We start from the raw sequence: 26,080 nt of genomic DNA, 5'->3' as shown, positions 1-26,080 counted from the left end.
CACCGCCTTCACGTCAGATCCGAGGCCAGCAACCGCGCCACCACGGCGTCGGCCAGGATCACGGCCAGCCGCTGCTCCGCATCCTGCTGCGATTCCAGCGTCGAAATCGTCGAGCCGGTGGCCGAATAGCTCGTAAAGCTCGATTCGCGCCCCGTCAGCACCGGGTCTTCCGCCCCGAGCGGCGTCAGCCGCCAGGCCAGCGTCCCCTCCAGGTTGAAGCGCGTGATCGTGTTCTCATCGTCGATGGCCAGTTCCCGCTCCTTCACCGAGAGGGTCCAGTCCAGCGCGAAGCGCGCCGCGTCGGGCCGCCCGATCCGCTCCTCGAAGCGGGTGACGAAGTCGAAGCCGAACTCGGTCTCCGGATCGGCCACGCGAATCGCCCCCCGCAAGGCGCGCGCACCGCCGCCGGGCCCGTAGACCGGAGCGAAGCCGCACCCGGCGAGGAGCGACGCCCAGAGGGCGGAGGCGACGAGCGTCCGCCTAGACCACGACATTCACGATCCGTCCGGGCACCACGATCAGCTTCTTGGGCTGCGCCCCGTCCAGCGCCCGCACCACCGCCGGATCGGCGAGCGCCAGCGCCTCGACCTCGGATTTGGGCGCGTCCTTGGCCACGACCAGCTCGGAGCGCCGCTTGCCGTTGATCTGGATCGGCAGCGTCACCGTGTCGTCCACCAGCAGCGCCGGATCGGCCACGGGCCAGGGCGCGGTCACGACGAAGCCCTCACCGCCCAGCATCGACCAGATTTCCTCGGCCAGATGAGGAACCATCGGCGCCATCAGCTGCGCCAGCACCTTCATCGCGGTCCGCCGCGCCTCGGCGCCCGCGTCCGAACGGTGCAGGGTGTTGGTGAATTCATAGAGCTTGGCCACCGCCTTGTTGAAGGCGAAGCCCTCGATGCCCTGGGTGACCTCGTGGATGGCCCGCGCCGTCTGCTTCTCCAACTCCTTGTCGGCATCATTCGCAGGCCGGTCGGCGCGGAGGATGTCCGAGGCCAGGCGGTGGACGCGCGCCAGATGCTTGGCCACGGCCTCGGCCCCTTCGGGCGTCCATTCGAAGTCCCGCTCCGGCGGCGAATCGGAGATCACGAACCAGCGGGCGGTGTCGGCACCGTATTGAGCGATGATGTCCATCGGATCGACGACGTTCTTCTTGGACTTGGACATCTTGATCGCGGGCACGATTTCGATGGTCTCGCCGGTCGCCTTGACCGTCTTGGCCGAGATATCGACCTCTTCCGGCAGATGGTAGACCGGCTGCCCCTTGTCGCCCTTGGTCACATAAGCCGGATGGGTGACCATCCCTTGGGTGAAAAGCGCGTCGAACGGCTCCTCGGTGCCCTTGGGCAGGTGGCCGGTGCGGACCATCGCGCGGGCGAAGAAGCGCGAGTAGAGCAGGTGCAGGATCGCGTGCTCCACCCCGCCGATATACTGGTCGACATTCATCCAATAGGCGGCGTCGTCGAGATTCGTCGGCGTCTTGGCATGCGGCGCAGTGAAGCGGGCGAAATACCAGGACGAATCGACGAAGGTGTCCATCGTGTCCGTCTCGCGCTTGGCCGGCTTGCCGCAGGAGGGGCACGCCACGTCACGCCAGGTCGGGTGGCGGTCCAGCGGGTTGCCCGGCACGTCGAAGGTCACGTCGTCGGGCAGGCGGACGGGCAGGTTCTCTTTCTTCTCGGGCACCACCCCGCAGGCGTCGCAATGCACGACCGGAATCGGGCAGCCCCAGTAGCGTTGCCGCGAGAGGCCCCAGTCGCGCAGGCGGAATTGGGTCCGGCCGCGGCCCAGCCCCTCGCGCTCGGCCCAGTCGATGGTCGCGTCGATGGCTTCCTGCCCGGTGGCGACCTCCACGCCGGCGGGCTGGTCGATCCAGCGGACCTTTTCGGTCTTGGGCGGCACGAAGGCCTCGGTCTCGACCCGGGAATCGTCGTCCATCGCGACGAAGGTGTCGATGACGGGCAGTCCATACTTGCGCGCGAAATCCAGGTCGCGCTGGTCATGCGCGGGGCAGCCGAAAATCGCACCCGTCCCGTAATCCATCAGCACGAAATTCGCGACCCAGACGGGCAGCGTCCCGCCCAGCGGATTGTCCACGGTCAGGCCGGTATCGTAGCCGCGTTTCTCCGCCTTTTCCAAGGCTTCCTCGGTGGTTCCGCCCTTGCGGACCTCGGTCGAGAAGGCCGCCAGATCGGCATCCTCGGCGGCCAGGGCCTTGGCCAGCGGATGCTCGGGCGCGATGGCGATGAAGGAAGCGCCCCGCAGCGTGTCGGGCCGGGTCGTATAGATGTCGATGCCGGCATGGCCATGGGCCGGTTCGGTCAGCTTGAAGGTCATCTCCAGGCCGCGCGACTTGCCGATCCAGTTCTCCTGCATCAACCGGACCTTTTCGGGCCAGTCGTCCAGCCGGCCCAGCGACTCGAGCAGATCTTCGGCCATCGACGAGATCGCGAAGGCCCATTGCACCAGTTCCTTGCGCTCGACCTCCGCGCCCGAACGCCAGCCCTTCCCGTCGATCACCTGCTCGTTGGCGAGCACGGTCATGTCGACCGGGTCCCAGTTCACGACCGCCGGCTTGCGATAAACCAGCCCCGCCTCCAGCATGTCGAGGAACAGCGCCTGCTGCTGACCGTAATATTCGGGGTCGCAAGTCGCGAATTCCCGGCTCCAGTCGATCGAGAGACCCAGCGGCTTCATCTGCCCCCGCATCACGTCGATATTCTGGTAGGTCCAATCCTTGGGGTGCCCCCCCGACGCCATTGCCGCGTTCTCGGCGGGCATCCCGAACGCGTCCCAGCCCATCGGGTGCAGAACGCTGAACCCGCAGGACATCTTATAACGGGCGATTACGTCGCCCATGGTGTAGTTGCGGACATGGCCGATATGGATGCGCCCCGACGGGTAGGGGAACATCTCCAACACATAATACTTGGGGCGTTCGTCGCGGGTGGCACGGAACAGGTCCGCGCCGTCCCATTCGGCTTGCCACTTCGGTTCGGTGGCGGCGGCGTCGTAGCGGTCCATTCTTCGGAGTCCTCGGGCGTCTGGGCCGCCCAGGGGTCCGGACGGCGAAATCTGAATTACAGGCGGCTGTCCTGGATACGGAGCTGACGCGCGCGGGTCAGGATGGCGTCCTCGATGGCCCGCTGCGTCTCGCGCGGGGCGGCCCCGCTCCGGGTCCGCAGCGCGACGTTGAGCGACCGGGCATCGAGCGCGGGGTCTCGCACATAGACCGTCGCCTGATAGGCGCGCCCGCCGCCCGGCGGCGCGGCAAAGCCGAATTGGATGATCCCGGAGAACGGATCGGCGTTCTGCACCGGCATGAAGGACAGCACGTCGAGCGAAGCCGCCCAGAGATACTTGTTCACCTCGATTGTGGTGTTCGGATCGTCGGAATTGCTGAACAGGTCGAAGACCGAGGACTGGGTGCGGTTGCGGCGCGCGTCCCGGGCGAGGGTGGCGGGGTTCTCCTGATTGGCGATCCGCTCTTCCCGGGTCTGACCGAAGAACGTGCCGCCCCCGCAGGAGGCCAGAATCAGCAGGGCGCAGGTCGCCGCGATTCCCCGCGCGCCGCGCCTCAGTCCCGCGCCAGTCATAGCCGCCATGCCGCCCTCGCAACCCTGCTCTCTTGCGTCCTGCCTAGCCTATGGCGGGCAGGGCTCACAAGGCTCTGGAACACGCCTATTTATAGGGTCTGGGCAGTCGCGGGCCCCAATCCTCGCTGGGCCGGGGGCCGCACTGTGGCAAGACTGCACCGGTGGGGCGGCGAAACCGGGGGGGCTTGCGGGCCTTTCTTGAAGGCGCCGGGCGATGGGTCCAAACCACCGTCACGCCCAGCGCGATTCACGTGATGGGGACGACTTCGAACACTTGAGGGATCAAAATGAAATCCATCCTCTTCGCCTCGACCGCCCTGGTTGCCTTCACCGGCGCCGCCGCGGCGCAGGGCGTGGCCGTCAGCGGCTTCGCCGAAATGGGCTTCTTCGGCGCGACCGATGTGGACACCCAGTTCCACACCGACATCGACGTCACGTTCACCATGTCCGGTGAGACCGACAACGGCCTGACCTTCGGCGCGTCGATCGACCTCGACGAGTCCGACGGCGATCCGTCGCCCGCCTTCGACGGCGACACCCAGGGCGGTGAGACCATCTTCCTGTCGGGCAACTTCGGCACCATCACGATGGGCGACACCGACGGCGCTCTGGACTGGGCCGTCACCGAGGTTCTGTTCAACTCCGGCTCGATCGTCGACAACGAAGAGCACATCGGCTACAACGGCAACGCCGGTCACGATGGCTCGCTGGGCAACTCCGACGGCCAGGTTCTGCGCTACGACTACTCGTTCGGTGACTTCGGCGTCGCCGTGTCGGCCGAGCAGATCCCGGGCGTTGGCGCTGACGCCGGCGACGACACCGCCTTCGGCATCGGCTTCCGTTATGGCCTCGACCTCGGTGGTTCGTCCATCAACCTCGGCCTCGGCTACCAGGGTTCGGACATCGCTGACGTGCTCGCGCTGTCGGCCAATGGCTCCTTCGGTGGCGGCTTCACCGCCGGCCTGTCCTACATGAACTTCGACGTCGACGGCGGCGGCGCCGGTGACTACGATCACGTCGGCATCGGCGTCGGCTACACCACGGGCGCGATCTCGCTGCACGCTAACTACGGCGTGTACGACTACGATGGCGGTGGCGACGACGAGGGCTTCGGCCTGACCGCCGGTTACGACCTGGGCGGCGGCGCCGTCATCCAGTTCGGCTACGGCTACAACGACCCGGACGGTGCCGACAGCTTCGACACCTACTCGCTGGGTGTTGCGATGAGCTTCTGATCCACCAGGATCATGTTCACGGAAGGGCGGGCCTTGTGCCCGCCCTTTTCGTATCCGACATAGGAGGCCCGCTTGTCGCCGGAGGCCCCCATGTCGCTCGCCGCCATCCAATCCCGCATCGACGCCGCCTGCGCCGCCGCTGGCCGATCACCGGCCGAGATCACGCTGATCGCCGTCTCCAAGGTGCAGCCCGCCGACCGGGTCACCGCCGTCCTGGATGCAGGCCACCGGATCTTCGGCGAGAACCGCGTCCAAGAGGCGCAGGGAAAATGGCCCGCCTGGATGGAGACCTATGCGGGCGTCGAACTCCACCTGCTCGGCCCGCTTCAATCCAACAAGGTCCGGCCCGCGGTGGAGCTGTTCCACGCCATCCACTCCGTCGACCGGCTCAAACTCGCCCGACGCATCGCCGATATCGGTCAGGAGGTCGGGCGCACGCCGGATCTGTTCCTCCAGGTCAATACCGGGGCCGAACCGCAAAAGGCGGGCGTCGCGCCGGACGAGGTCGATGCCTTCGTGCGCGACGTGCGCGCCCTGGACCTGCCGGTCGCCGGACTGATGTGCATCCCGCCCGCCGACGCCGATCCCGGCCCGCATTTCGACATGCTCGCCGACATGGCGGCGCGCAACGGCCTCTCGGGCCTGTCGATGGGCATGAGCGCCGATTTCGAGACCGCGATCGCCAAGGGCGCGACCCATATCCGCGTGGGCTCCGCGATCTTCGGCGCGCGGGAGACGGCGGGGTAACCCCCGCCCTACCTGGCGCCCTGTAGGGCGGGGTTCAGCCCGCCGCCCGCACCACCAGCCGCGTCTCGAACCCGATCCGCCCGGCGATCCAGCGCAGATGCGCGGGGGCGAAGGCCACGCAGCCCTCGGTCGGAAAGCCCGGCCGGCGCCAGCGATGCAGAAAGATCGCCGAACCCCGGCCCGCTTCGGCCTGCGGCCAGTTCCAATCCGTGAGGATCACCAGATCGTAGAGCGGATCGGCCCGGCGCAGCACCTCTGCCGAGGCCGGGAAGGGCGCGCGGACCATCAGGTTGTAGTCCTCGTGCCGGGGGTCGTCGCACCACAGGTCGCCGGGCCGAATCGGCACCGCCCAATCAGCGGGCCGCGCCATGCGGTCGGGCCGCCAGAGCATCCCCACGATCCGATGCACCCCCACTGGCGTCCCGCCATCCCCCTCGCGCTTCTCCGCGACGATGCCGCCACGCCCAACCGTGCAGGGAAAGCGGCGCCCCCGGAACCGCGCGCCGGTGGGGGTGACGACGATATCCTCGGGCGTCATTCCAGATGCCCCGACTTGGTCCGCTTGACGTCCAGATAGGCCGCGTTCTCCGCCCGCCGCCCGACATGCAGAGGCACTCGCTCCACCACCTCGATGCCCTGCCCTTCCATCATCGCGATCTTGCGCGGATTGTTCGTCATCAGCCGGATGCGCGTGATCCCCATGCGCCGCAGCAGCGCCGCGCCCAGACGGAAATCCCGCTCGTCATCCTCGAAGCCCAGCCGATGGTTCGCCTCCACCGTGTCGAAGCCCTGGTCCTGCAGATCGTAGGCGCGCATCTTGTTGGCCAGCCCGATCCCCCGCCCCTCCTGGTTGAGATAAAGCAGCACGCCCGACGCGGCCCCCATGGCGTCCAGCGCCCCGTGCAGCTGCGGCCCGCAATCGCATTTGAGCGACCCCAGCACGTCGCCGGTGAAGCAGGCCGAATGGAGCCGCACCAGCACGGGCTCCGCACGGTCGACGGCGCCGATCTCGACGGCGTAATGTTCCTCCCCGCCCCGGCCCTCGCGGAAGACGTGCAGGCGGCCCGCGCCGGCCAGCATCGGCAGGCGGGCCGCGGCCACTTCGGTGGGGGGCACCTCCGCATAGGGCAGCGTCGCGGGCAGCCGCGTGAGCCCTTCGGGCGCCTCCGCCTCGACCCCGATCACGGCGGGCAGAACCTGGGCCGCCTTGGCCAGCGCGATCCCCGTCCGCCAGGGGGTCGGGTCGCCCGCGCGCAGCGTGGTGAGCGGGCCCTTCATCGGGACGCGCAGATCGAAGGCCGGATCCGCCAGCGCCCGCAGCCAGGTCATATCCGCCCCCTCCGGCACGCGCACCCGCGCGATGTCGCCGTCATAGGCGCGCGCCTTCAGCGTCGCCGCACGCCGCCCCGTCAGCGCGATCGTGAGCGGCCCCAGCGCGCGCAGCGCCTCCAGCCGCTCGCCCCGTAGCGTCTCGGCCGCGGCCAGCACGAGCGGCCCCACCGCGATCGGCAGACCGAGCCGCAGGTCGGTGCGGGCGCGCGCGGCGCGTTCCGTAGCGGTCGGGCCCAGCATGGCACCCCCTGGCATGTCAGATCCTGTAACAATGGGACGCAGCTTAGGCGCGCCCCGGCCTGCATATGAAACAAATCCCGGCTTGGCGACACGTGCCCGTGAAGCAGCCGTGAGACCCGCGCCCCGGCGCTTGGCGACGGCCTCCGCATGCGGCACGACTATGGCAACCGAAGACTGGAGACCCGGGATGGCTAACCTCAAGAAGATCCTTCTGGTGGATGACGACGACGACCTGCGCGACGCTTTGGCGGAGCAGCTGGTGATGACCGAAGAATTCGACGTGTTCGAAGCCGACTCGGGCGCCAGCGCCATGTCCCGCGCCAAGGAGCAGATCTACGACCTCGTGGTGCTGGATGTGGGCCTGCCCGACACGGATGGGCGGGAGCTGTGCCGTCTGATGCGCAAGTCCGGCGTGAAGTGCCCGATCGTCATGCTGACCGGCCACGACACCGATGCGGACACGATCCTCGGCCTGGATGCGGGCGCCAACGACTATATCGCCAAGCCCTTCAAATTCCCCGTCCTTCTGGCCCGGATTCGCGCCCAGCTCCGCACCCATGAGCAATCGGAGGACGCCGTTTTCCAGCTCGGGCCGTACACTTTCAAGCCGTCGATGAAGACGCTCATCACCGAGGACGACAAGAGGATTCGCCTGACCGAGAAAGAGACGAATATCCTCAAGTTCCTCTACCGCGCGGGGGACGGCACCGTGGCCCGCGACGTGCTGCTGCACGAGGTCTGGGGCTATAATGCCGGTGTCACGACTCACACGCTGGAAACCCACATCTACCGCCTCCGCCAGAAGATCGAACCCGATCCCTCCAACGCCCGTTTGTTGGTCACCGAGAGCGGCGGTTACCGTCTGATGGCGTGACGAGGGAAACACATCGGCGGGGGATTCTCCAGTTAGCGCAAATTGACGTTAGGGGAACCCGGGCGTTATAGTTATACTCGAAAGATACCGCGGCGTCCGCGGTCTATCGGACGCAACCTCCCTGTTGGACTGGGCCGGACTTCGCGTCCGGCCTCTTTTTTCCGAGGCAAAGGGCTGACCTGAACCGGCCAGATCAGACGCGCCGCACCTGCCCCAAAGCAGCAACACGCCAGCGGGCAAGGGAACGCCTCTCCCCAATGCCCGAGCCTGCGGCAAAGCGCAGCGCGCGGCCGTGTCCACCATTTCAGTTGGAAATGCGCGTCTCCGCCGCCATCCTACGCTGCGCGGCTGGCGAGGGGACAAGGATGTCGGATGGCTTTACCGAGATGCTCGACCGGGCGCAGGCGTTCTATGGCGATCTGGCGCGCAACAACTCCAAGGACTGGTTCGAGCCGCGCAAAGAGGCGTGGAAGCGTGACATCGAGGCGCCCGCCAAGCTGTTGGCCGAAATCATGGCCGAAGAGCTGTCGCGCCTGACCGGCGATGCCCATACCGGCAAGGTCTTTCGCATCAACCGCGACGTGCGGTTCTCCAAGGACAAGTCGCCCTACAAGACGATGCTGGCGATGCTCTGGTCGTCCGGCGATGCCGACTCACTCGCGCCGGCCTTCTATTTCGGGATCGAGCCGGACCGGACCTTCGTCGGCTGCGGCACGCCCGGCTTCGACAAGGAGGGTCTCACCCGCTACCGGGCCATGGTTGATCGCTGGGGCGACCGGCTCACCGAGATTATCGACGCCTCGGGCGGGCATCTGGCCGAGATCGGGCCGGAGCCGCTCAAGCGCGTGCCCAAGCCTTACGACCCGGACCACATCCATGGCGACCTGCTCAGGCGAAAGTCCCTGGCGCTCGGCCTGCCATTGGCAGAGGGATGGCGCGAAAGCGGCGAGGGCGTCGTCGCCGCGTTGACCGAGCGGTTCGAACTCCTGATGCCGTTTCGCCGATTCCTGGCCGAGCGCCTGTGACCGCCGGTGCCGACGACGCGTCCCACATGACGCGCAACCTCCGCCTCTGGCCCTGGTATCGCTTCCTGCGCGAGCTGATCTTCTGGCAAGCCATCTGGTTTCTCTACATCCAGGCAGAGCTCTCGGCGGCCGAAGCCATCGCGATGTATGCGATCTACGACATCACCACGACGCTGCTAGAAGTGCCCTCCGGCTGGCTCTCGGATCGCTGGGGCCGACGGCCGACCCTGATCCTGTCGGGTGCGGCGGCCCTTGCGGCGGCGGTCATGCAGGGCGCGGGCGGGCCGTTCTGGTGGTTCGCCCTGGCGCAACTCCTGCTCGGGGCGCATGCGGCCTTCGCCTCGGGCACCGACAGCGCCCTGCTCTATGAGTCGCTCGCTGCCGAAGGGCGGGAGGCCGAGATCGAGCGTCACGAACTGATCGGCTGGCGCGCGGGCTTTGCCGGGCTCGCCCTATCGGCACTGGTGGGCGGGGCGCTGGCGCGGATGGATCTGAGCTGGGCCTATTGGGCCTCCGCGCTCGCCTTCGCGGGGCTGACCCTGATCACGCTTCTCCTGCGGGAGCCGCCGCGCGCGGCCCGCCTGCCGGAAGCGGCGCCCCCACTCGCCCAGATCGCGAAGGCCCTGCGGCAGCCTGCGCTGCTCTGGCTGCTGGCGCTGCTGATCCTGATGTATGGCTTCAGCCATGTGCCGTTCGTCTTCGGCCAGCCCTTCATCCTGACCACCCTCGCGGACACGGCGCTGGCCGCAGAGGCGCCGGTCGTCTCCGGCGCGGTCACAGCGGCGATGATGACAGTCTCGCTGGCGGTGTCCCTCTTCGCGCCACGGTTGCGGGCCGCTGTCGGGCTGACAGCGATGCTGCTGGCCGCCTTCGCCCTGCAAGTGGCCCTGCCCGGCGCGCTGGCCCTCGCGACCGGGCCGCTGGCGGTGCTGCTCCTGCTGACGCGCATGGTGCCCGACGCGCTGGCGCGGCCCTTCCTTCTGGCGCGGGTGCAGCCGCTCCTGCCCAAGGACGCCCGCGCGACGGTGCTGTCGATGCAGAGCCTGATCGCGCGGCTGCTCTTCGCGGCGACGCTCTGGGTCGCCGCGGCTTCGACGACGGAGATCGGCCAGATGCCCGAAGCCGATCTGCGCGCGGTGCTGGGCGCCTATGCCATCGCGGGCCTCGTCGCCCTGGTCGCACTTGCGCTCGCGGCGCGGCGGCTCCGACTGGACTAGCGGCGCAGCAAAGGCGCCCAGGCGCGCAGGCGCGACATCACCGCCCCCGCCGCCGCTAGCACGCAGGCGCAGAGCACCGCCTTGGAGACGGTCCCCATCGTCCCCTGAATCAGCAGCGCATGGACCACCGTGCCGATCACGACGACCGCGACCAGCGCCGAATGCGCGGGCCGCCAGAGGCGCGGGCGCATCCGCCGCCGGATCGCCGCCAGCCCGGCCGCGCCGAAGGCCGCCCACATCGCCACCACGCCCCAGCCGGAGAACGGCGTCGGCGAGGTGAAGGTCAGCGCGTCGATCACGTCCGGGGGGCTGGTGATCCAGAGGCCCGCCACATGGACCACGATCGCAGCGACCAGCCCCGCGCCGACCCAGCGATGCGCCACACGGCCGCGCGGACCGGGCAGGTGCCCTCCGACCAGCAATGGCTGCACCAGCAGCAACCCAAGCGCCACGACCCCGGCAAAGCCCGCGACGATATAGACCGGCTCGCGCCAAGCCAGCAGTGGGCTGGACGACGACGCCGCCAGCGGCACCCCGAGGGCCAGGCCCAAGGCGGCCCAGGTAAGGACCGCTCGGATCAGGCCGGCTCCAGCACGAAGGCCACGTCCAGCGTCCGGTCACGGGCCGACCCCATGATCGGCCTCAGGAACACGGTCCGGAACCCGCCGTCATCGTAATCCGCGTCATAGGCCAGATGCCCGTGCGGCTGCCCGAAGGCGGGGACGATCTGCGGCATGTCCAGGGCGAAGTGCCCCTCCGCATCCGTCAGCGTCGCCCCATGGGAGCGGGCGTCGCGCTCATGCCCCTCGGTGGTATGGGCCCAGATCTGAATGCGACGCCCGGGCAGCGGCGCGCCGTCGCCCGCCCGCCGCACCGAGCCGGTCATCAGAAAGCCGCCCCCGCCGATCCGATCCACGAGAGGGGCGCCGGGGCGGCAATTGTTCGCCCCGCCCCGCATCGTGGGCGTCGGGGCCAGACCCTCTGCCCGGGCCGGCAGGATCAGCGCGGGCGCCGCGAGAGCGGCCGCGCCCGTGGCAAGAACGGTGCGTCGGCGAAGGGAGATCATGGCAATCTCTCCTACAAAGCGCCACGCCGGGCGCGCGCGGTCACGGTCGCGGGAAAACCTAGCCCTCCGGCCTAGCGGAAGAAACCGCCCCCACGCATTCGTGACCTCCCCCAATTCGAGAGCCCCCCTCCTCCTTCTTCTGGCCAAAAATACTCAAATCCCGAACCCGGGCCACAGATCCGGCCACCGGCCTCCGGCGCGCATAGAGGCGGTGGCCGCTCCGCCGCCTAATCGGCCAGCGGCGCCGACAGCACGTGCTCCGCCCCGTGGATTTCGTGGCCCGGCCGCTTGACCAGCAGCGGGTCGGGCGGCGTGGCCACCTCCGGGTTCTTCCCAGGGTAGTCGAGGGTCGAGAGGAAATGCTTCATACAGGCCAGCCGCGCCCGCTTCTTGTCGTCGGAACGGATCACCGTCCACGGCGCGTCGGCGGTGTCGGTGTAGAAGAACATCGCCTCCTTCGCCTCGGTATAGGCGTCCCATTTGTCCAAGGAGGCCCGGTCGATGGGCGACAGTTTCCACTGCTTGAGCGGGTCGGTCTCCCGCGAGGTGAAGCGGCGGCGCTGCTCGCGTTGGGTGACCGAGAACCAGTATTTGTAGAGACGGATGCCCGACCGGGTCAGCATCCGCTCGAATTCCGGCGTCTGGCGCATGAATTCCAGATACTCGGTCGGCTCGCAAAAGCGCATGACCCGCTCGACGCCCGCGCGATTGTACCAGGAGCGGTCGTAGAGAACGATCTCGCCGCTCGTCGGCAAGTGCTTGACATAACGCTGGAAAAACCACTGCCCGCGCTCTTCCTCGGTGGGCTTGTTGAGCGCCACGACGCGTGCCGCCCGGGGGTTCAGATGCTCGGTGAAGCGCTTGATCGTGCCGCCCTTGCCGGCCGCGTCCCGCCCCTCGAACAGCATCACGCAGCGCTGGCCCGTCGCCTGGAACCACTGCTGCACCTTCAAAAGCTCGACCTGGAGCGCGGCTTTCTCGCGCTCATAGGGCGCACGGCCCAGGCGACGGCTGTAGGGATAATGCGCGCTCTCGGTCCGGGCCGCGTCGCGGGCGGGCGTGCCACCGGTCACAGGGGTCTGTTCGTTCATGGTGGCCTCCGGGCTGGATGTGCCACGGTTCTGTGCCAGAAGGGCCGGCCAGAGACCTTGATACCGATCAAGCGGAGGCCACGGGCCGCGCCACCTCCCCGCGCTCCGGCCCGATTGACGACGGCGGAGGTACCGCCGCGCGGGGCACCGCGCCGAAGCGCGGCGCCCAAGGAGGGCTCAGGAGGTGTGATAGACCTCCTGAAGGCCGTAGACGGGCGTATCGACCCCCTCCATCCGGGCCTTCAGTTGCAGCGCCAGGAACTGCGAGTAGTGCCGCGACTGATGCAGGTTGCCGCCATGCATCCAGAGATTGGGCACCTGGGTCGGCTTCCACATGTTGCGCTGCTCGCCTTCCCAAGGCCCCGGATCCTTGGTCGTGTCCGAGCCGAGGCCCCAGACCTTGCCCAGACGGTCCGCCGTCTCCTGCCCCATGAGGTCGGCGACCCAGCCGTTCATGGAGTTGTAGCCGGTCGCGTAGACGATCAGGTCCGCGTCGAGATGGGTGCCGTCATCGAGGATCACGCCGGTCTCGTCGACCTCGACCACCTGCCCGCGCTTGAGCTTGATCTTGCCGTCGATGATGAGCTGCGAGGCGCCCACATCGATGTAATAGCCCGAGCCCCGGCGCAGATATTTCATGAACAGGCCCGAGTCGTCGTCCCCCCAATCCAGCCAGAACCCGGCCTTCTCCAGCCCCTCGTAGAAGGCCGCGTCCTTCTCCTTCATCGCCGCATAGGCGGGGATCTGGAACTCGTGCAGGATGGCGTAGGGCAGCGAGGCGAAGATCAGGTCGGCCTTCTCGGTGGTGACGCCCGACTTGACCGCCCGCTCGGAATAGAGATCGCCCAACCCGATCTCCATCAGCGTGTCCGAGCGCACGATATGGGTTGAGCTGCGCTGCACCATGGTGACATCCGCGTCGTTCTCCCAAAGCGCGGCGCAGATGTCGTGGGCAGAGTTGTTGGAGCCGACCACGACCACCTTCTTGCCCGCCCACTTGTCCGGCCCGTCATGCTCCGAGCTGTGCTGCTGGACGCCCTTGAACTTCTCCATGCCGGGGAAGTCGGGCATTCGCTTCTTGCCGGACATGCCGGTCGCCATGACCAGCTGTTTGGGGTGCAGCGTGACCTCTTCTCCGTCGCGGTCGACGACGACGGTCCATTCGCCAGTGGCCTCGTCGAAGGAGGCGGATTTGGCGGTGGTCTTGGACCAGTAGTTCAGCTCCATGACCTTGGTGTACATCTCCAGCCAGTCGCCGATCTTGTCCTTGGGCGCGAAGACGGGCCAGTTGTCCGGGAACTTGATGTAAGGCAGGTGGTCGTACCAGACCGGGTCATGCAGGCAGAGCGACTTGTAGCGCTTGCGCCAGCTGTCCCCGGGGCGGTCGTTCTTCTCGACGATGATCGTGGGCACGCCCAGTTGCCTGAGCCGCGCGCCCAGCGCGATGCCGCCCTGGCCGCCGCCGATGATGACGCAATAGGGCTGGGTCTCGTAACCCAGGGTCTTGGCCTCGGCCTCCCGCTCCTCCAGCCAGGTGGTCCGATGCTTGCCCGCCCCGTGCTTGGCGCCGAGCGGCCGGTTTTCGCCATGGGGCTCCTCATGGCCCTTGATCTCGACCATGGTGGTCAGCAGGGTCCAGATCTTGCCCTCCTTGAGGCGGATCAGGCCGTAGCCGCGCGCGACGTCGGTCTCGAAAGAGATCCAGGCGGTGACGATCCCGCCATCTTCCGTCGGCACCTCGCCCTCGGCCAGGCTCCAGCCCGTCGGCTTGACCGTGGCAAGCTGGTGCTCCAGCATGTCGCGGACTTGGTCGCGCCCCTCCATTGTCTTGATGTTCCACGTAAAGCTGACGAGGTCGCGCCAATAGCAATCCTCATTGAACATCTCGGTCGCGGCGGCCACATCGCCCTCCTCCAGGGCGCGTCCGAAGCTGTCGAGAAACGCCTGTGTCTGATCGGCAAGCGTGGTGTCTAGCATGTCTGTCCTCCCGTACAGGTGGCCAGCCTAGACCTGCGACGACCATTCGGGGAAGCATTTTTCCCGGATCAGGGCCGGGCGGCGGAGACCACGTTGGCGCTATGCGGGAAGCGCAGGGACCTGCCGTCGTAGCAGGCGCCAAAAGCGTCGAGCACCGCATCTCGCAGCGCGGTGCGGGCGGGCGGGTTCAGCGCGGCGATCCGCTCGGCCACGGGAGTGGATTTCAGAAGCCCCTCGACGAAGGCCGGGCCGTCGGGCGCTTCGAGCATCAGGACGACGGTCTCGATATCGGTCTCGAACCCGGCATTTTCGAAGGCGGCGCCGGTCGCCTCGGCGTCCGGGAAGCCGCAGACGGCACGGATCGGGCCAGCGGCCTCGGGGCCGAACTGGGCGGACAGCGCGGTGACCTGCGCCTGCATCAGAGGGTTTTCGTCGAGCCCCCGCGCGGTGCAGAAGATCGCGCGCCCTCCGGGCCTCAGAACGCGGTGGCACTCGCGCAGCGCCGCGTCCCGGTCGGGAAAGAACTGAAAGCCCTGCTGGCAGATGACGTGGTCGAAGGCCGCGTCCTCCAGCGGCAGGCCCCCGGCATCTCCTACCACGAAGCGCAGCCCCTGCCCCTGCGGATGGGCCCGCGCGGCGGCCAGCATGCCCTCGTTGACGTCGAGCCCCGTGGGTTCGCCCCCCCGCGCTGCGGCCAGGCGCGCGACGATGCCGGTGCCGCAGGCGAGGTCGAGACCGCGGTCGCCCCGGCCGACCCCGGCCCGGTCCAAGAGATCCTGCGCCCAGGGCGCGAAGATGACGGGGACAAGATACGCCTCGTAGCGCTCCGCCGCCCCACCCGAAAGCTGCCACCCCGTGTTCATCACGCATCCCCCTGAAGCTGACGTCAGCGTAGCAGGGTCGGGGCGATCCTCGTCAACAAGAGTTTCCGTAGGGGCAGGCGATGCGTTGACGGGGCCGCTCTTGCCCTCCTAACGTCGTGCAAAGGGGGACCGATGTCATTCCAACTCACCGGGCGCGGGCCGGAAATCTATGAGACGGTCATGGTGCCCCTGTGGTTCGGACGCTGGGCCGAAGCCTTGCTGGATCTGGTGGCCCCGGCCCCGGGAGAGCGCATCCTCGACTTGGCTTGTGGAACCGGGATCACGACGCGCTCGCTTCGGGACCGCGTCGGCCCGACCGGCCGTGTCACCGGGCTCGACATCAACGCCGGCATGCTGGCGCAGGCCCGCACCCTCGCCCCCGGCTCCGATATCGACTGGCTGGAGAGCGACGTGGCGGAGATTTCTCTGGCCGACGCCAGCTTCGATGCTGTCATCTCCCAGCACGGTCTGCATTACTTCCCCGAGCCGGCTGCCGCACTGGGGGAGATCCGGCGCCTGCTGGTCCCCGGGGGGCGAACCGCACACTCGATCTGGGTCGGGCACAGCCCTTATACTGAGGCGCTCTGTCGCGCGCTGGAACCGCACCTCTCCCCCGAGACCGTCGCCAAGCAGCGCAGCCAACGGGAGACACCTGCACCGGACGTCCTGAGCGCGCTGCTAGATGCCGCGGGGTTCCGCGAGATCGCCGTCCATCGTCAGGAATTGGAGATCGACGTCCCCGAGCCGGCTGAATTCGTCCCTCTTCACATCGCCTCGATGCCCATCGCCGGGGCGGTCGCGGCCCTTCCCTACGCCGCACGCGCAGCCATCGCCGACGAGGTGACGTCAAGGTTGGCCGACCGGATTCGGAACGGGCGGCTCCGCTATCCCGATGCCGTGAACGTGGTGACCGGCCGACGCTAGATCACCCACCGATCTCCGGCACCAGGATCTCGCGCTTGCCGACCTGGTTGGAGGCCCCGACGACGCCATTGTCCTCCATCTGCTCCACCAAGCGCGCGGCCTTGTTGTAGCCGATGCCCAGCTTGCGCTGGATGTAGGAGGTCGAGCACTTGCGGTCCTTCGCAACGATCGCCACGGCCTGATCGTAGAGCGCGTCCTCGCTGCCGGTATTGCCGCCGAGCCCCAGCACCGCGTCGATATCGGAGGACTTGTCCTCGTCCGGGCCGTCCAGCACGGAGGCCGCGTAGTCCGGCGGCCCGAAGCTCTTGAGGTGATTGACGATCTCCTCCACCTCCTCGTCGGAGCAGAACGGGCCGTGGATGCGGGTGATCTTCGACCCGCCCGCCATATAGAGCATGTCGCCCATGCCCAGCAGCTGCTCGGCCCCCATCTCGCCCAGGATCGTCCGCGAGTCGATCTTGGAGGTGACGTGGAAGCTGATCCGGGTCGGGAAGTTCGCCTTGATCGTGCCGGTGATGACATCGACCGAGGGGCGCTGCGTCGCCATCACGAGGTGGATGCCGGAGGCCCGCGCCATCTGCGCGAGACGCTGGATGCAGGCCTCGATTTCCTTGCCCGCGACCATCATCAGGTCGGCCATCTCGTCGACGATGACGACGATATAGGGCATCTTCTCGGGCGTCTCTTCCTCGGTCTCGAAGACCGGGTCGCCCGTCTCCTCGTCGAAGCCGGTCTGGATCGTGCGCGTGATCATCTCGCCCTTGGCCAGCAGGTCCGCGACGCGCCCGTTATAGCCGTCGATGTTGCGCACGCCCATGCGGCTCATCTTGCGGTAGCGCTCCTCCATCTCGCCCACGACCCATTTGAGCGCGACGACGGCCTTCTTCGGGTCGGTGACGACCGGCGACAGCAGGTGCGGGATGCCGTCATAGACGCTGAGTTCCAGCATCTTCGGGTCGATCATGATCATCCGGCACTCTTCGGGGCGCAGCTTGTAGAGCAGGCTCAGGATCATGGTGTTGATCGCGACCGACTTGCCCGAGCCGGTGGTGCCCGCGATCAGCAGGTGGGGCATCTTGGCGAGGTTGGCGACGATGGGCGCGCCGCCGATATCCTTGCCCAAGGCCAGCGGCAGCGCCTGGGTGCTGTCGCCATAGTCGCGGGCCGAGAGGATCTCGCGCAGGACGACCTTCTCGCGCCGCTCATTGGGCAGTTCGATGCCGATGACAGAGCGTCCGGGCACGGTCGAGACGCGGGCCGAGAGGGCCGACATGGAGCGCGCGATGTCGTCGGCGAGGCCGATCACGCGGCTGGCCTTGAGACCCGGAGCGGGCTCCAGCTCGTACATGGTGACGACCGGGCCGGGCCGGACCTGGGTGATCTCGCCCTTGACGCCATAGTCGTCGAGCACGGTCTCCAGCATCCGCGCGTTTTCTTCCAGCGCCTCGTCCGAGAGGACGTGACGCTCCACCGTGGCGGGATCGGCCAGCAGGCTCAGCGGCGGCATCTCGTAGTCGTCCGACGGGCCATCGAAGGGCAGACCGGGCTGCGCCTCGGCCTTGGCCTGCCGGGACGGCGCGGGCGGCTTGGCGGCGGGCTGCACCACCTTGCGCGAGATCGGGGCGCGGGTCGCCTTGGGCGCTGGCACGGGGTCCGGGGCCTCGAACAGCGCGTCCTCCTCTCCCTCCGGCCGCGCGCGGGGCGCGGTCAGGGCGGGCTCCTCCGGGACGGGCGGGACGAAGCTGGACGGCGCGTCGGGCGCGTGCAGCACCGGCTCCACACGCCGCTCGGCGGCCGCGCTGAGCGCGGTCAGGACCGGCTCGGCGCGGGCGGGCGTCGCATCTTCCGCCGTCTCGGGCGCCGCGTGGCGGACGCGGCTGCGCACGGCCGAGGCGATGCGCGCGCGCACACGGTCGTCATCGGTTTCCGGCTCGCCCGCGTCGATCTCGCCCTTCGGCGCAGGCGCGCGGCGCGGCAGCCAAGAGGACAGGCCGCGGCGCGGCGCGGGGTCCGGCGCGGGATCGGCTTCGGCGGCCCGCGCGGCACGTCGGTCGCGCAGGCTCCCGGCGGTGCGCACGGTCTGCGTCGCCGCCCCCCGCGCCGCGGCCCCGGTCAGGATGCGAAGGAGATACCAGGCCGAGCCGAAGCCGTTGAGCAGAAAGACGACCGCCCGCCCCAGATCCTCGCGCGTAAAGCCCAGCACCCAGGCCCCGACGCCGACGACCGCCGCCGACAGCATCAGCGTGAACAGCTTCAGGCCGACCGCCGCATGGATCGGCAGGATGGTCAGCAGCGCCCCGGTCAGCGTCTCGCCGAACAGGCCGCCCATGCCGAAATCGTAGCTCCAGCCCGGGATCGGCGTCATCGAGGTGCAGAACAGCGACACGACCAGCGCCCAGCCCGCCACGAAGAGCGCGCGCGGCAGGGCCCGCTCCGCCCCCCAATGGCAGGCGAAGCGCACGCCCCAGACGATCAGCCCGGCGGCGAGCGCGTAAGCGCCGTAGCCCAAACCGAAATAGAGCGTCGCCGCCACCGACGCCCCGAGCAGCCCGAACCAGTTCTGTGGCGTCGCATCGGTCGCCGCCAACCAGTTCGGATCCTCCGGATGGGAGGTCCAGAGCATCAGCGCCAGCACGATCCCAGCCAGCGCCATGACCACGCCAAGCCCCTCGCGCCCACGGCGGGCGAGGGTGATCTGAAGCGTCGTGTCCAGGAGCGGGTCGCGCTGTCGCGTCTGGTAGGCCATGGGGACTCCGTCAGGGGGTGAGATGGGCGCGCAGGCGGGTCAGCCCGGCCTCCACCTGATCGAGCGGCGCCACGAGAGCGGCGCGCACGAAGGGGGTGCCGGGATTTCCGTCCGCCGTGTCGCGGGCGAGATAGGCGCCGGGCAGCACCTTGACCCCCGCCTCCTCCCAGAGGCGCAGGGCGGCGGCTTCTCCGTCGCCACCGGGAACCGGCAGCCAAAGGAAAAAGCCCGCCTCGGGGATTTCCACGCCGGGCAGGTCGCCCAGGATCCGCTCGGCCGCGTCGAACTTGGCACGGTAGAGGGCGCGGTTCTCCTCGACATGGGCCTCGTCGGCCCAGACGGCGGCGGCGGCCATCTGGAGCGGCAGAGGCAGCGGGGCGCCGGAATAGTTCCGAAGCTGCTTCATGAGGGCGATATTGCCCGGCCCGGAGACGGCGAAGCCCGAGCGCAGACCGGCCAGGTTCGACCGCTTCGAGAGGGAATGGAAGGCCACGACCCGCTCCGGATCGGCGCCGGTGGCGCGGACGGCCTCCAGGATGCCGGTGGGCGGCGTGTCGCGATAGATCTCGGCGTAGCACTCGTCGGCGAGGATCTTGAAATCGTGCTTCTCGGCCAGGGCCAGCAGGTCCGACCAATAGCCCATCGACGCCACCGCGCCCTGCGGGTTGGCGGGCGAGCAGATATAGACCTCGGCGGTGCGGTCCAGCAGCCCCGGATCGAGCGCCCCGAAATCCGGGAGGTGGCCCGTCGCGGCGGTCGCGTTCACATAGACCGGCTCGGCCCCGACCGAGAGCGCGGCCACGGCATAGACCTGATAGAACGGGTTCGGCGTCAGGATCGCGGGGGTCTGGCCGTTCTTCTGCTCGGGGCAGAGCGCCATGGTGGTGTTGTAGAGCCCTTCGCGCGTGCCGTTCAGCACCAGGATGTCCGTCGCCGGATCGGCGGCATAGCCATAGCGCCGGTGCAGCCAGTCGGCGCAGGCCGTCAGCAGTTCGGGCGCGCCATCATTGGGCGGGTAGCCACGGAAGCCCTCGGCATGCTCCGCGATGACCTCGGCCACGAAGGCGGGCGGGTCGTGGCGCGGGTCTCCGATGGTCATCTCGACGGGCGCGTTCGATCCCGGCGCGCGGTCGCCCAGCAGGCGGCGCAGCCTGGGAAACGCGTATTCGGGCAGTTCCGAGAACCGCTTCGGTGATTTCATGCCTGATGCCTCATGCGGATGCTCTGCCGGCCCCGTCCGGTCGCCAGGATAGACGGAACGGGCCCGCTTGGTCCAATCCTACCGACACGACCGAACGGCGTGTGTGGCTTTCCGGTCGGGATCAAAGTCTTCGTGAAGACTTTGTCTGGAGTTTTCGTGAAAACTCCGCCCTGGCCCCTTCAGGCGAGCGCCGCCTCCATCGCCGCGCCCAGCCGCAGCAGACGCTCCTCCGCCATGGGCGGGGCCAGCGCCATCAGCCCGCAGGAGGGCACCCCCGTCGGCAGCGTCAGCCCGCAGAGCCCCAAAACGTTCCCGACCCGGGTGTTGCGCAGCGCCATGAGATTCTCGGTGACGTAATACTCGTCGTCATCGAGCAGGCGTTGCGTCTCGGGCGGGAGAATCGCCGAGCTGGGCAGCAGGACCGCGTCGAATCCGGCGGTCTCGGCCAGGAAGTCGGCCTCCGCCGCCGCCCGCGCGCGATAAGCGGCCAGGACGTCGGCGGCGTCGGCATCCTTACCGGTCCGAAAGCGATCCAGGATGCGGGGATACATCTTGTCCGGGGCCGCCTCGATGGTGTCGCGCCAGATCGCGTAGGCTTCGGGCGAGAACAGATGCGGCGTCAGCGCCATCGCCCGATTCGCCGGCGCGGAGACGGCGCGCTCGATCCGCGCCCCCGCCTCGGCCAGCCGCGTCACCGCGGCCTCGAAGGCGGCGCGCGGGGCGTCGCGGCTGGTCTCCGTGTAATCCTCCAGCACCAGAAGGCGGCGGCGCTCCAAATTGGCGCCGCGCAGGTCGGCGGGGGTGCCGCCTTCCAGCAGGGCCAGCGCCAGGGCCGCATCCTCCACCGTGCGGCAGAGCGGGCCGATCGTGTCCATGCTCTCGACCAGGGGCACGGTGCCGGTCACGTCCACCCGGTGCAGCGTCGTCTTGAGCCCCACCAGATCGTTCCAGGCGGCCGGGTTGCGCACCGAGCCGCCGGTATCCGAGCCGATGGCGATCGGCGCCAGCCCGAAAGCGACCGAAGCCGCCGCCCCCGAGGACGACCCCCCGGGCACCAGACCCGCGTCGTTCACGTTGGGCGGCGTCGCCGTGGACGGATTCAGCCCGAGGCCGCTGAAGGCCAGTTCGGACATATGGGTCTTGCCCAGGCAGACGCTGCCGCCATGGGTCGCGTTGGCGAGCACCGCGGCATCCGTTTGCGGCACCCGCCCGGCCAGCAGCTTGCTGCCCGCTTCGGTCGCCACGCCGGCGCTGTCGAACAGATCCTTCCAACTGACCGGCACGCCGTCCAGCGGCCCGCGCCGGAGGCCCAGCCGGGCGCGCTCCGCCGCGGCAGCCGCCTCGGCGCGCGCACGATCCTCGGTGACGACCGTGAAGATGCTGTCGCGATGGGGATGGGCGGCGATGGCCGCCAGATGCGCTTCGCAGAGCGCCTCCGGATCGATCTCGCCCCGCGCGATTCCGCGCCCCAGATCGGCACCGCTTGCGGTCAGCCAGTCGTCCATCTTCGCCTCCGTGACTTTTGCCCGCAGGCTAGGCCGCGCGGGGCGGTTGGACAATGCCGCGTCGGTGGGCATATCTGCGCCATGGATACGGATGTTTTGATCGTCGGCGGCGGGCTGAACGGCCCCCTCGCGGCGCTGGCGCTCGCCCGCGAGGGGTTGCGCTGCCTGATCGTGGACGCGCGCCCGCGCAGCGATTTCGACGGCAGCTTCGACGGCCGCAGCTATGCGGTGGCGCTGGGCTCGGTTCGGATGGTGCAGGCCCTGGGCCTGTGGGACGCGCTGGAGGCGGAGGCGCAGCCGATCACCGGCATCCGCGCCTCGGACGGGCGCGCGGGCGAGGGCGCCTCGCCGCTGCATCTCGCCTTCGACGCCGCGGAGATCGGCGCGCCCTATATGGGCCAGATGGTCGAGGACCGGCATCTGCGCCCGGCCCTGCTGGACGCCTGCGCCGCCGAGCCGCGCATCGAGATGCGCTATAGCGCCCGCGTCACGGCACAGGAAGCGACGGCGAGCGCCGTCACGATCACGCTGGAGGATGGCACCTCCCTCTCGGGACGCCTTCTGCTGGGCTGCGACGGGCGCGGCTCGGAGGTGGCGCGGCGCGCGGGCATCGGGCGGGTCGGCGCCAGCTACGACCAGACGGCGCTGGTCTGCGCGATCTCGCATACGCGGCCGCATCACGGGGTGGCGCATCAGTTCTTCATGCCGGCGGGGCCGCTCGCCATGCTGCCGCTGCGCGGCAACCGCTCCAGCATCGTCTGGACCGAGACCACCGAGACCGCGGCGGAGATCAACGCCCTGCCCGACGCCGCCTATCTGGAGATCCTGCAACGGCGCGTGGGCGATTTCCTGGGCGAGATCGCCCTGGCCGGAGCGCGCTACAGCTATCCCTTGTCGCTGACCCTGGCGCAGGACTTCGTGGCCCCCCGCGTGGCGCTGGTCGGCGACGCCGCCCACGGCATCCACCCCATCGCGGGCCAGGGGCTCAATCTGGGCTTCAAGGACATCGCCGCCCTGGCGGATGTCCTGCGGGAGGCCCGCCGCCGCGGCGAGGACATCGCCGCGCCCGATGTCCTGGCCCGCTATCAGCGCTGGCGCCGCTTCGACACGGTGTCGATGGGGGTGGCGACGGATGCGGTGAACCGGCTCTTCTCCAACGACAACCCGGTGCTGCGGCTGGGTCGCGACCTCGGGATGGGCCTGATCTCGGCCACGCCGATGGCCCGCCGCGCCTTCATCCGGCAGGCCGCGGGGCTTGCAGGCGACGTTCCGCGGCTGATGCAGGGGTGAGGGCGCGAGAGGTCAGCCAAAGGCAGAGAAGTCTTTTCTAATTAATAGGTTGACCTCGGGGTACCTGGGATTGCGGCCCTTTTCCGCTTGCTCATAACTTGGGCATCGAAGCTCAAGACAGAGTCCTGCAATGACCCGCACAATCGTCAACGCCCCCAATCCCGGGGTGGATGGAAACCCCGCAGTAACCACGCTTTCGGGGGGCCGTGCGGTCTTCGCCTACCAGTCCCGCCCCGCCGAGGGCGACGTCTTTGACATCGTCCTGCGCCTGCGCGAGGCGGACGGGACGCTCGGGCCGGAGTATCGCCCCGCGGGCGACTGGACCCGCGCCCGCAACGCCGAGGTCGCGACCCTGAGCGACGGGACGCTGCTGCTGACGTGGCTGGGGCGCACAGAGAGCGACCCCGGCCCAAAAAGCAACGTCCTGGGCCAACTGTTGAGCGAGTCCGGCGTGCCGCTGTCGCCGGTGATCGCGCTCGACTCCCGTCTCGTACGCGAGGCGCGTCAGTTCGAGGACTATCGCGTCGAGGTGGATCCGGAAGGCGGGTTCGGTGTCGCGGCCCTGACCGAGTCGGGGAACGTGAAATGGACCGAGTTCGAGGCAAACGATGTCCTCGTGCCGGGAGGCAACGATCGGGGGACCTACGATCTCCGCTACGACGGAGCCAACCTTCCGGCTATATATTACGGGGCGGAATATGACATCGACCTCAGCCTCGGTTGGGACCGTCAGACAACGCGGCTCGAGAACGGGCGCGGGATCGAAACCGTGCTCTTCGAGTACGACAGGCCGCCGTCTCCCAGTTATTCGCCACTCCATGTGAGCTTGCTGGGTGACGACACACCAATCTCCATCGTCGAGGACGTGCGCGTGTCGGGCATCGACGGCTACGATCTCGGCATGCTGCCCGATGGCGGGTTCGTCGTCACCTGGTCGATCGACGGCGTCGTCCGCGCGCAGTTGTTCGACGGCGCAGGCGGTCATCGCGGCGACAACTTCGTGGTTGCCCGGACCGAAGCGGTCGCGCCCAGCCCCTCCGTCGCTGCGGTCTCGAATGACGAGATACTATTCACTTGGCAGGATAGGGTAGAGGGCGACACCGAAGTCATGGCGCGCACCGTCCCCGTCCCCACATTGGCGGAGGGCGCGTTCTCCCTGATCGAGCGTCCCTACCTGCGGGCCTATGGCGAGATTATCGGAAATCCGGCCGAGGGATCGACGCTCCGCCTGCAAGGTCGCGTCGATACGAACCGTCCGATCGAGTCCGTGGACTTGCAATGGTTCCGTAGCGATGCGCATCGCGAAGGTGCCGAGGCGATCGAAGGCGCGACGGGGCTCCGGTTCGTCACCGGGCCCGAGGAGGTGGACAAGTACATTTTTGTGCGCGCCGCGGTAGAGGCCGGCGAGAACCAGAGCATCGTCGTTGAAGAATGGTTCGAAACGTCCCGTTTCAGACGCGGCACGATCGAGAACGTCCCCGATCCGGCCGAGGGGACGATCCCCATCGCGGGCACGCCCTGGGAGGGACGGGTACTGCGGGCCCTCCCCGAGATCACGGACACCGACGGCATCCCCGAGGGCGCCTTCACCTACCAGTGGTATCGCGACGGCGCGGTCATCGAGGGCGCCTTCACGCCCGACTATCGCGTGACCGCGGAGGATGTAGGCTCGGACATCTTCGTCGAGGTCAGCTTCTTTGACGCCTATGGCGATCTGGAGCGGATCGCCTCCGACCCCGTCCGCGGCATCACCGGTCCGACCGAAGGCGACGACATCCTCGTCGCCGGCGCGGGCGGCGGGCGGATCGCAGGGCTCGGCGGGGACGACCGGATCGATGGCGGACGGGGCGACGACACGCTGAGGGGGGACGCGGGCGACGACGTCTTCGTCTTCGCGCGAGGCCGTGGTGCCGACGTGATCGTCGACTTCACCCCCGGCAGCGACCGTGTCGAGTTCGACTTCGACGGCATCGGCGGCGTGCGGCAGCTCATCCGGACGGCCGAGATCCGACAGGTCGGCGAGGACGTCCTGATCGACTTCGGCGAAGGCGACAGCCTGACGCTGTGGGGCGTCGCGCAATCGGACCTCACGCCTCGGGACGCGCTCTTCGTCTGAGCCCGGTTGCTTGCGATGGGCGGGCGGGGCCCTTAGATCGCGCTCAACGCGCATCATTTCCCGCCCATCCCGGAGCCTCCGCCATGCTCGAATTCGGACAGACCCAAGCCGCCCCCGCCGACAGCCACGTCTTCGACGTCGAGGAGGCGACCTTCATGCAGGACGTCGTCGAGACGTCCAAGACCACGCCGGTCATCGTCGACTTCTGGGCGCCCTGGTGCGGCCCCTGCAAGACGCTGGGTCCGCAGCTGGAAGCCGCCGTCCAGGCGCAGGGCGGCAAGGTCAAGATGGCCAAGATGGATGTCGACCGGAACCAGCAGATCGCGGCGCAGCTGCGCATCCAGTCGATCCCGACCGTCTACGCCTTCTGGCAGGGCCAGCCCGTCGACGGCTTCCAGGGCGCGATCAGCCAGGGCGAGGTGCAGGACTTCGTGAACCGCATCGCCGCGCTCAACACCTCCGAGGCGGATGCGCTGGCCGAGGCGGTGGCCGCCGCCGACGAGATGCTGGAGCAGGGTGCGGCCGTGGACGCGGCCCAGACCTTCGCCGCCATCCTGGGCGAAGCGCCCGACAACGCCGCCGCGCTGGGCGGCCTCGTCCGGGCCCATATCGTCCTGGAGGAGCTGGATCAGGCGCAGGCTTTGCTCGACGGCGTCTCCGGCGCGATGGCGGACGCCCCCGAGATCGAGGCCGCCCGGGCCAAGCTGGCCCTGGCCCGCCAAGCCGCCGATGCGGGGCCCGTCGCCGATCTGACCGCCGCCGTCGAGGCCAACCCGGACGACCATCAGGCGCGGTTCGACCTGGCGCAGGCGCTGCACGCCACCGGGGACACCGCGGGCGCCATCGATCACCTGCTGGAGCTGTTCCGCCGCGACCGGGAGTGGAACGACGGCGCGGCCCGCGCGCAGCTGTTCACCATCTTCGACGCGGCCGGTCCCAAGGACCCGGCGGTGCTGACGGGCCGGCGGCGCCTGTCCTCCATGATCTTCGCCTGAGGCGCGGATGACCGATCGCGCGAATCAACCTTTGCGCGTG

22 protein-coding genes are annotated in these 26,080 nt (G+C 68.7%); 9 read left to right on the top strand and 13 right to left on the bottom strand.

The window, feature by feature from the left end; translation table 11 throughout:
• Positions 1-8: 8 nt before the first annotated feature.
• The 3 genes from lptE to DTQ71_RS03370 are packed head-to-tail and all read right to left on the bottom strand — an operon-like array spanning position 9 to position 3,596.
• Positions 9-494, bottom strand: a complete 486-nt coding sequence (gene lptE, locus DTQ71_RS03380; RefSeq protein WP_109562856.1) for an LPS assembly lipoprotein LptE — start codon at positions 492-494, stop codon at positions 9-11.
• The gene (gene leuS / locus DTQ71_RS03375) at positions 481-3,024 is read right to left on the bottom strand and encodes a leucine--tRNA ligase (RefSeq protein WP_109562855.1); all 2,544 of its coding nucleotides are present in this window, start codon (positions 3,022-3,024) and stop codon (positions 481-483) included. Before leuS ends, lptE begins: the two co-directional genes overlap by 14 nt.
• 56 nt (positions 3,025-3,080) lie before the next feature.
• Positions 3,081-3,596, bottom strand: a complete 516-nt coding sequence (locus DTQ71_RS03370) for a DUF3576 domain-containing protein (protein ID WP_407066390.1) — start codon at positions 3,594-3,596, stop codon at positions 3,081-3,083.
• A gap of 287 nt (positions 3,597-3,883) precedes the next feature.
• On the opposite strand from DTQ71_RS03370, the gene DTQ71_RS03365 reads away from it, so the two are divergent.
• Both DTQ71_RS03365 and DTQ71_RS03360 read left to right on the top strand, forming a co-directional pair.
• On the top strand, positions 3,884-4,831 hold the full coding sequence (locus DTQ71_RS03365) for a porin (RefSeq protein ID WP_109562853.1): 948 nt from the start codon (positions 3,884-3,886) through the stop codon (positions 4,829-4,831).
• A gap of 90 nt (positions 4,832-4,921) precedes the next feature.
• On the top strand, positions 4,922-5,578 hold the full coding sequence (locus DTQ71_RS03360; protein ID WP_109562852.1) for a YggS family pyridoxal phosphate-dependent enzyme: 657 nt from the start codon (positions 4,922-4,924) through the stop codon (positions 5,576-5,578).
• 34 nt (positions 5,579-5,612) lie between these two features.
• Here DTQ71_RS03360 and DTQ71_RS03355 read toward each other — a convergent pair whose 3' ends face one another.
• Together DTQ71_RS03355 and ribA are read right to left on the bottom strand one after the other, a co-directional pair.
• Entirely contained in the window at positions 5,613-6,116 is a 504-nt protein-coding gene (locus tag DTQ71_RS03355; protein ID WP_109562851.1) for a L,D-transpeptidase family protein, read from the bottom strand.
• On the bottom strand, positions 6,113-7,150 hold the full coding sequence (gene ribA / locus DTQ71_RS03350) for a GTP cyclohydrolase II (RefSeq protein WP_109562850.1): 1,038 nt from the start codon (positions 7,148-7,150) through the stop codon (positions 6,113-6,115). Before ribA ends, DTQ71_RS03355 begins: the two co-directional genes overlap by 4 nt.
• A gap of 187 nt (positions 7,151-7,337) precedes the next feature.
• Between ribA and DTQ71_RS03345 the strand changes: the two genes are divergently transcribed.
• From DTQ71_RS03345 to DTQ71_RS03335, 3 genes are all read left to right on the top strand, one after another.
• Positions 7,338-8,024 carry a response regulator transcription factor gene (locus DTQ71_RS03345; protein WP_109562849.1) on the top strand — a complete coding sequence of 229 codons (687 nt, stop codon included), beginning with the start codon at positions 7,338-7,340 and terminating at the stop codon, positions 8,022-8,024.
• A gap of 365 nt (positions 8,025-8,389) precedes the next feature.
• Positions 8,390-9,049 carry a DUF2461 domain-containing protein gene (locus DTQ71_RS03340; RefSeq protein ID WP_170125279.1) on the top strand — a complete coding sequence of 220 codons (660 nt, stop codon included), beginning with the start codon at positions 8,390-8,392 and terminating at the stop codon, positions 9,047-9,049.
• 26 nt (positions 9,050-9,075) lie between these two features.
• A complete protein-coding gene (locus tag DTQ71_RS03335) occupies positions 9,076-10,266 on the top strand; it encodes an MFS transporter (protein ID WP_109563130.1) in 1,191 nt (396 codons plus the stop codon).
• Here the strand turns inward: DTQ71_RS03335 and DTQ71_RS03330 are convergent.
• The 5 genes from DTQ71_RS03330 to DTQ71_RS03310 form a co-directional block, all read right to left on the bottom strand.
• Entirely contained in the window at positions 10,263-10,817 is a 555-nt protein-coding gene (locus DTQ71_RS03330) for a ferric reductase-like transmembrane domain-containing protein (protein ID WP_245947174.1), read from the bottom strand. The genes DTQ71_RS03335 and DTQ71_RS03330 overlap by 4 nt on opposite strands.
• 26 nt (positions 10,818-10,843) lie before the next feature.
• A complete protein-coding gene (locus DTQ71_RS03325) occupies positions 10,844-11,332 on the bottom strand; it encodes a twin-arginine translocation pathway signal (RefSeq protein WP_109562846.1) in 489 nt (162 codons plus the stop codon).
• A 227-nt stretch (positions 11,333-11,559) separates the two neighbouring features.
• Positions 11,560-12,423 (bottom strand): polyphosphate kinase 2, encoded by an 864-nt coding sequence (gene ppk2 / locus DTQ71_RS03320; RefSeq protein WP_109562845.1) that lies wholly within the window; start codon positions 12,421-12,423, stop codon positions 11,560-11,562.
• A 177-nt stretch (positions 12,424-12,600) separates the two neighbouring features.
• Positions 12,601-14,400: an NAD(P)/FAD-dependent oxidoreductase gene (locus DTQ71_RS03315; protein ID WP_109562844.1), complete on the bottom strand. Its 1,800-nt coding sequence runs from the start codon at positions 14,398-14,400 to the stop codon at positions 12,601-12,603.
• A 68-nt stretch (positions 14,401-14,468) separates the two neighbouring features.
• The gene (locus tag DTQ71_RS03310; RefSeq protein ID WP_109562843.1) at positions 14,469-15,263 is read right to left on the bottom strand and encodes a class I SAM-dependent methyltransferase; all 795 of its coding nucleotides are present in this window, start codon (positions 15,261-15,263) and stop codon (positions 14,469-14,471) included.
• Positions 15,264-15,395: 132 nt separating this feature from the next.
• Between DTQ71_RS03310 and DTQ71_RS03305 the strand changes: the two genes are divergently transcribed.
• A complete protein-coding gene (locus DTQ71_RS03305; protein WP_109562842.1) occupies positions 15,396-16,187 on the top strand; it encodes a class I SAM-dependent methyltransferase in 792 nt (263 codons plus the stop codon).
• A gap of 1 nt (position 16,188) precedes the next feature.
• On the opposite strand, the gene DTQ71_RS03300 is transcribed toward DTQ71_RS03305, so the two are convergent.
• The 3 genes from DTQ71_RS03300 to DTQ71_RS03290 all read right to left on the bottom strand — a co-directional run bounded on the left by DTQ71_RS03300 (position 16,189) and on the right by DTQ71_RS03290 (position 21,639).
• Positions 16,189-18,933, bottom strand: a complete 2,745-nt coding sequence (locus DTQ71_RS03300) for a DNA translocase FtsK (RefSeq protein ID WP_109562841.1) — start codon at positions 18,931-18,933, stop codon at positions 16,189-16,191.
• Positions 18,934-18,943: 10 nt separating this feature from the next.
• Complete coding sequence (locus DTQ71_RS03295) at positions 18,944-20,134, bottom strand: aminotransferase class I/II-fold pyridoxal phosphate-dependent enzyme (RefSeq protein ID WP_109562840.1); 1,191 nt, start codon at positions 20,132-20,134, stop codon at positions 18,944-18,946.
• 179 nt (positions 20,135-20,313) lie between these two features.
• Positions 20,314-21,639: an amidase gene (locus DTQ71_RS03290; RefSeq protein WP_109562839.1), complete on the bottom strand. Its 1,326-nt coding sequence runs from the start codon at positions 21,637-21,639 to the stop codon at positions 20,314-20,316.
• Between the two features lie 81 nt (positions 21,640-21,720).
• Between DTQ71_RS03290 and DTQ71_RS03285 the strand changes: the two genes are divergently transcribed.
• The 3 genes from DTQ71_RS03285 (at position 21,721) to trxA (ending at position 26,040) form a co-directional block, all read left to right on the top strand.
• Positions 21,721-22,929 carry an FAD-dependent monooxygenase gene (locus DTQ71_RS03285; protein ID WP_109562838.1) on the top strand — a complete coding sequence of 403 codons (1,209 nt, stop codon included), beginning with the start codon at positions 21,721-21,723 and terminating at the stop codon, positions 22,927-22,929.
• Between the two features lie 130 nt (positions 22,930-23,059).
• Positions 23,060-25,045: a hypothetical protein gene (locus DTQ71_RS24545; RefSeq protein WP_109562837.1), complete on the top strand. Its 1,986-nt coding sequence runs from the start codon at positions 23,060-23,062 to the stop codon at positions 25,043-25,045.
• 83 nt (positions 25,046-25,128) lie between these two features.
• Complete coding sequence (gene trxA, locus DTQ71_RS03275) at positions 25,129-26,040, top strand: thioredoxin (RefSeq protein WP_109562836.1); 912 nt, start codon at positions 25,129-25,131, stop codon at positions 26,038-26,040.
• The last annotated feature ends 40 nt before the right edge of the window (positions 26,041-26,080 follow it).

This window comes from Jannaschia seohaensis (genome assembly GCF_900116765.1).
In the GTDB taxonomy this organism is placed as follows: domain Bacteria; phylum Pseudomonadota; class Alphaproteobacteria; order Rhodobacterales; family Rhodobacteraceae; genus Jannaschia; species Jannaschia seohaensis.
The sequence above is the reverse complement of the archived record's forward strand: the minus strand, read 5'-3'. Positions and strand labels throughout refer to the sequence as shown.

Coding starts and splice junctions, on each gene's coding strand:
- DTQ71_RS03325 (WP_109562846.1), bottom strand. CDS start 11,332: ATGATCTCCCTTCGCCGACGCACCGTTCTTGCCACGGGCGCGGCCGCT.
- DTQ71_RS03310 (WP_109562843.1), bottom strand. CDS start 15,263: ATGAACACGGGGTGGCAGCTTTCGGGTGGGGCGGCGGAGCGCTACGAG.
- DTQ71_RS03365 (WP_109562853.1), top strand. CDS start 3,884: ATGAAATCCATCCTCTTCGCCTCGACCGCCCTGGTTGCCTTCACCGGC.
- trxA (WP_109562836.1), top strand. CDS start 25,129: ATGCTCGAATTCGGACAGACCCAAGCCGCCCCCGCCGACAGCCACGTC.
- DTQ71_RS03370 (WP_407066390.1), bottom strand. CDS start 3,596: ATGACTGGCGCGGGACTGAGGCGCGGCGCGCGGGGAATCGCGGCGACC.
- leuS (WP_109562855.1), bottom strand. CDS start 3,024: ATGGACCGCTACGACGCCGCCGCCACCGAACCGAAGTGGCAAGCCGAA.
- DTQ71_RS03335 (WP_109563130.1), top strand. CDS start 9,076: ATGACGCGCAACCTCCGCCTCTGGCCCTGGTATCGCTTCCTGCGCGAG.
- DTQ71_RS03315 (WP_109562844.1), bottom strand. CDS start 14,400: ATGCTAGACACCACGCTTGCCGATCAGACACAGGCGTTTCTCGACAGC.
- DTQ71_RS03290 (WP_109562839.1), bottom strand. CDS start 21,639: ATGGACGACTGGCTGACCGCAAGCGGTGCCGATCTGGGGCGCGGAATC.
- DTQ71_RS03340 (WP_170125279.1), top strand. CDS start 8,390: ATGTCGGATGGCTTTACCGAGATGCTCGACCGGGCGCAGGCGTTCTAT.
- DTQ71_RS03305 (WP_109562842.1), top strand. CDS start 15,396: ATGTCATTCCAACTCACCGGGCGCGGGCCGGAAATCTATGAGACGGTC.
- ribA (WP_109562850.1), bottom strand. CDS start 7,150: ATGCTGGGCCCGACCGCTACGGAACGCGCCGCGCGCGCCCGCACCGAC.
- DTQ71_RS03300 (WP_109562841.1), bottom strand. CDS start 18,933: ATGGCCTACCAGACGCGACAGCGCGACCCGCTCCTGGACACGACGCTT.
- DTQ71_RS03360 (WP_109562852.1), top strand. CDS start 4,922: ATGTCGCTCGCCGCCATCCAATCCCGCATCGACGCCGCCTGCGCCGCC.
- DTQ71_RS03285 (WP_109562838.1), top strand. CDS start 21,721: ATGGATACGGATGTTTTGATCGTCGGCGGCGGGCTGAACGGCCCCCTC.
- DTQ71_RS03295 (WP_109562840.1), bottom strand. CDS start 20,134: ATGAAATCACCGAAGCGGTTCTCGGAACTGCCCGAATACGCGTTTCCC.
- ppk2 (WP_109562845.1), bottom strand. CDS start 12,423: ATGAACGAACAGACCCCTGTGACCGGTGGCACGCCCGCCCGCGACGCG.
- DTQ71_RS24545 (WP_109562837.1), top strand. CDS start 23,060: ATGACCCGCACAATCGTCAACGCCCCCAATCCCGGGGTGGATGGAAAC.
- lptE (WP_109562856.1), bottom strand. CDS start 494: ATGTCGTGGTCTAGGCGGACGCTCGTCGCCTCCGCCCTCTGGGCGTCG.
- DTQ71_RS03345 (WP_109562849.1), top strand. CDS start 7,338: ATGGCTAACCTCAAGAAGATCCTTCTGGTGGATGACGACGACGACCTG.
- DTQ71_RS03355 (WP_109562851.1), bottom strand. CDS start 6,116: ATGACGCCCGAGGATATCGTCGTCACCCCCACCGGCGCGCGGTTCCGG.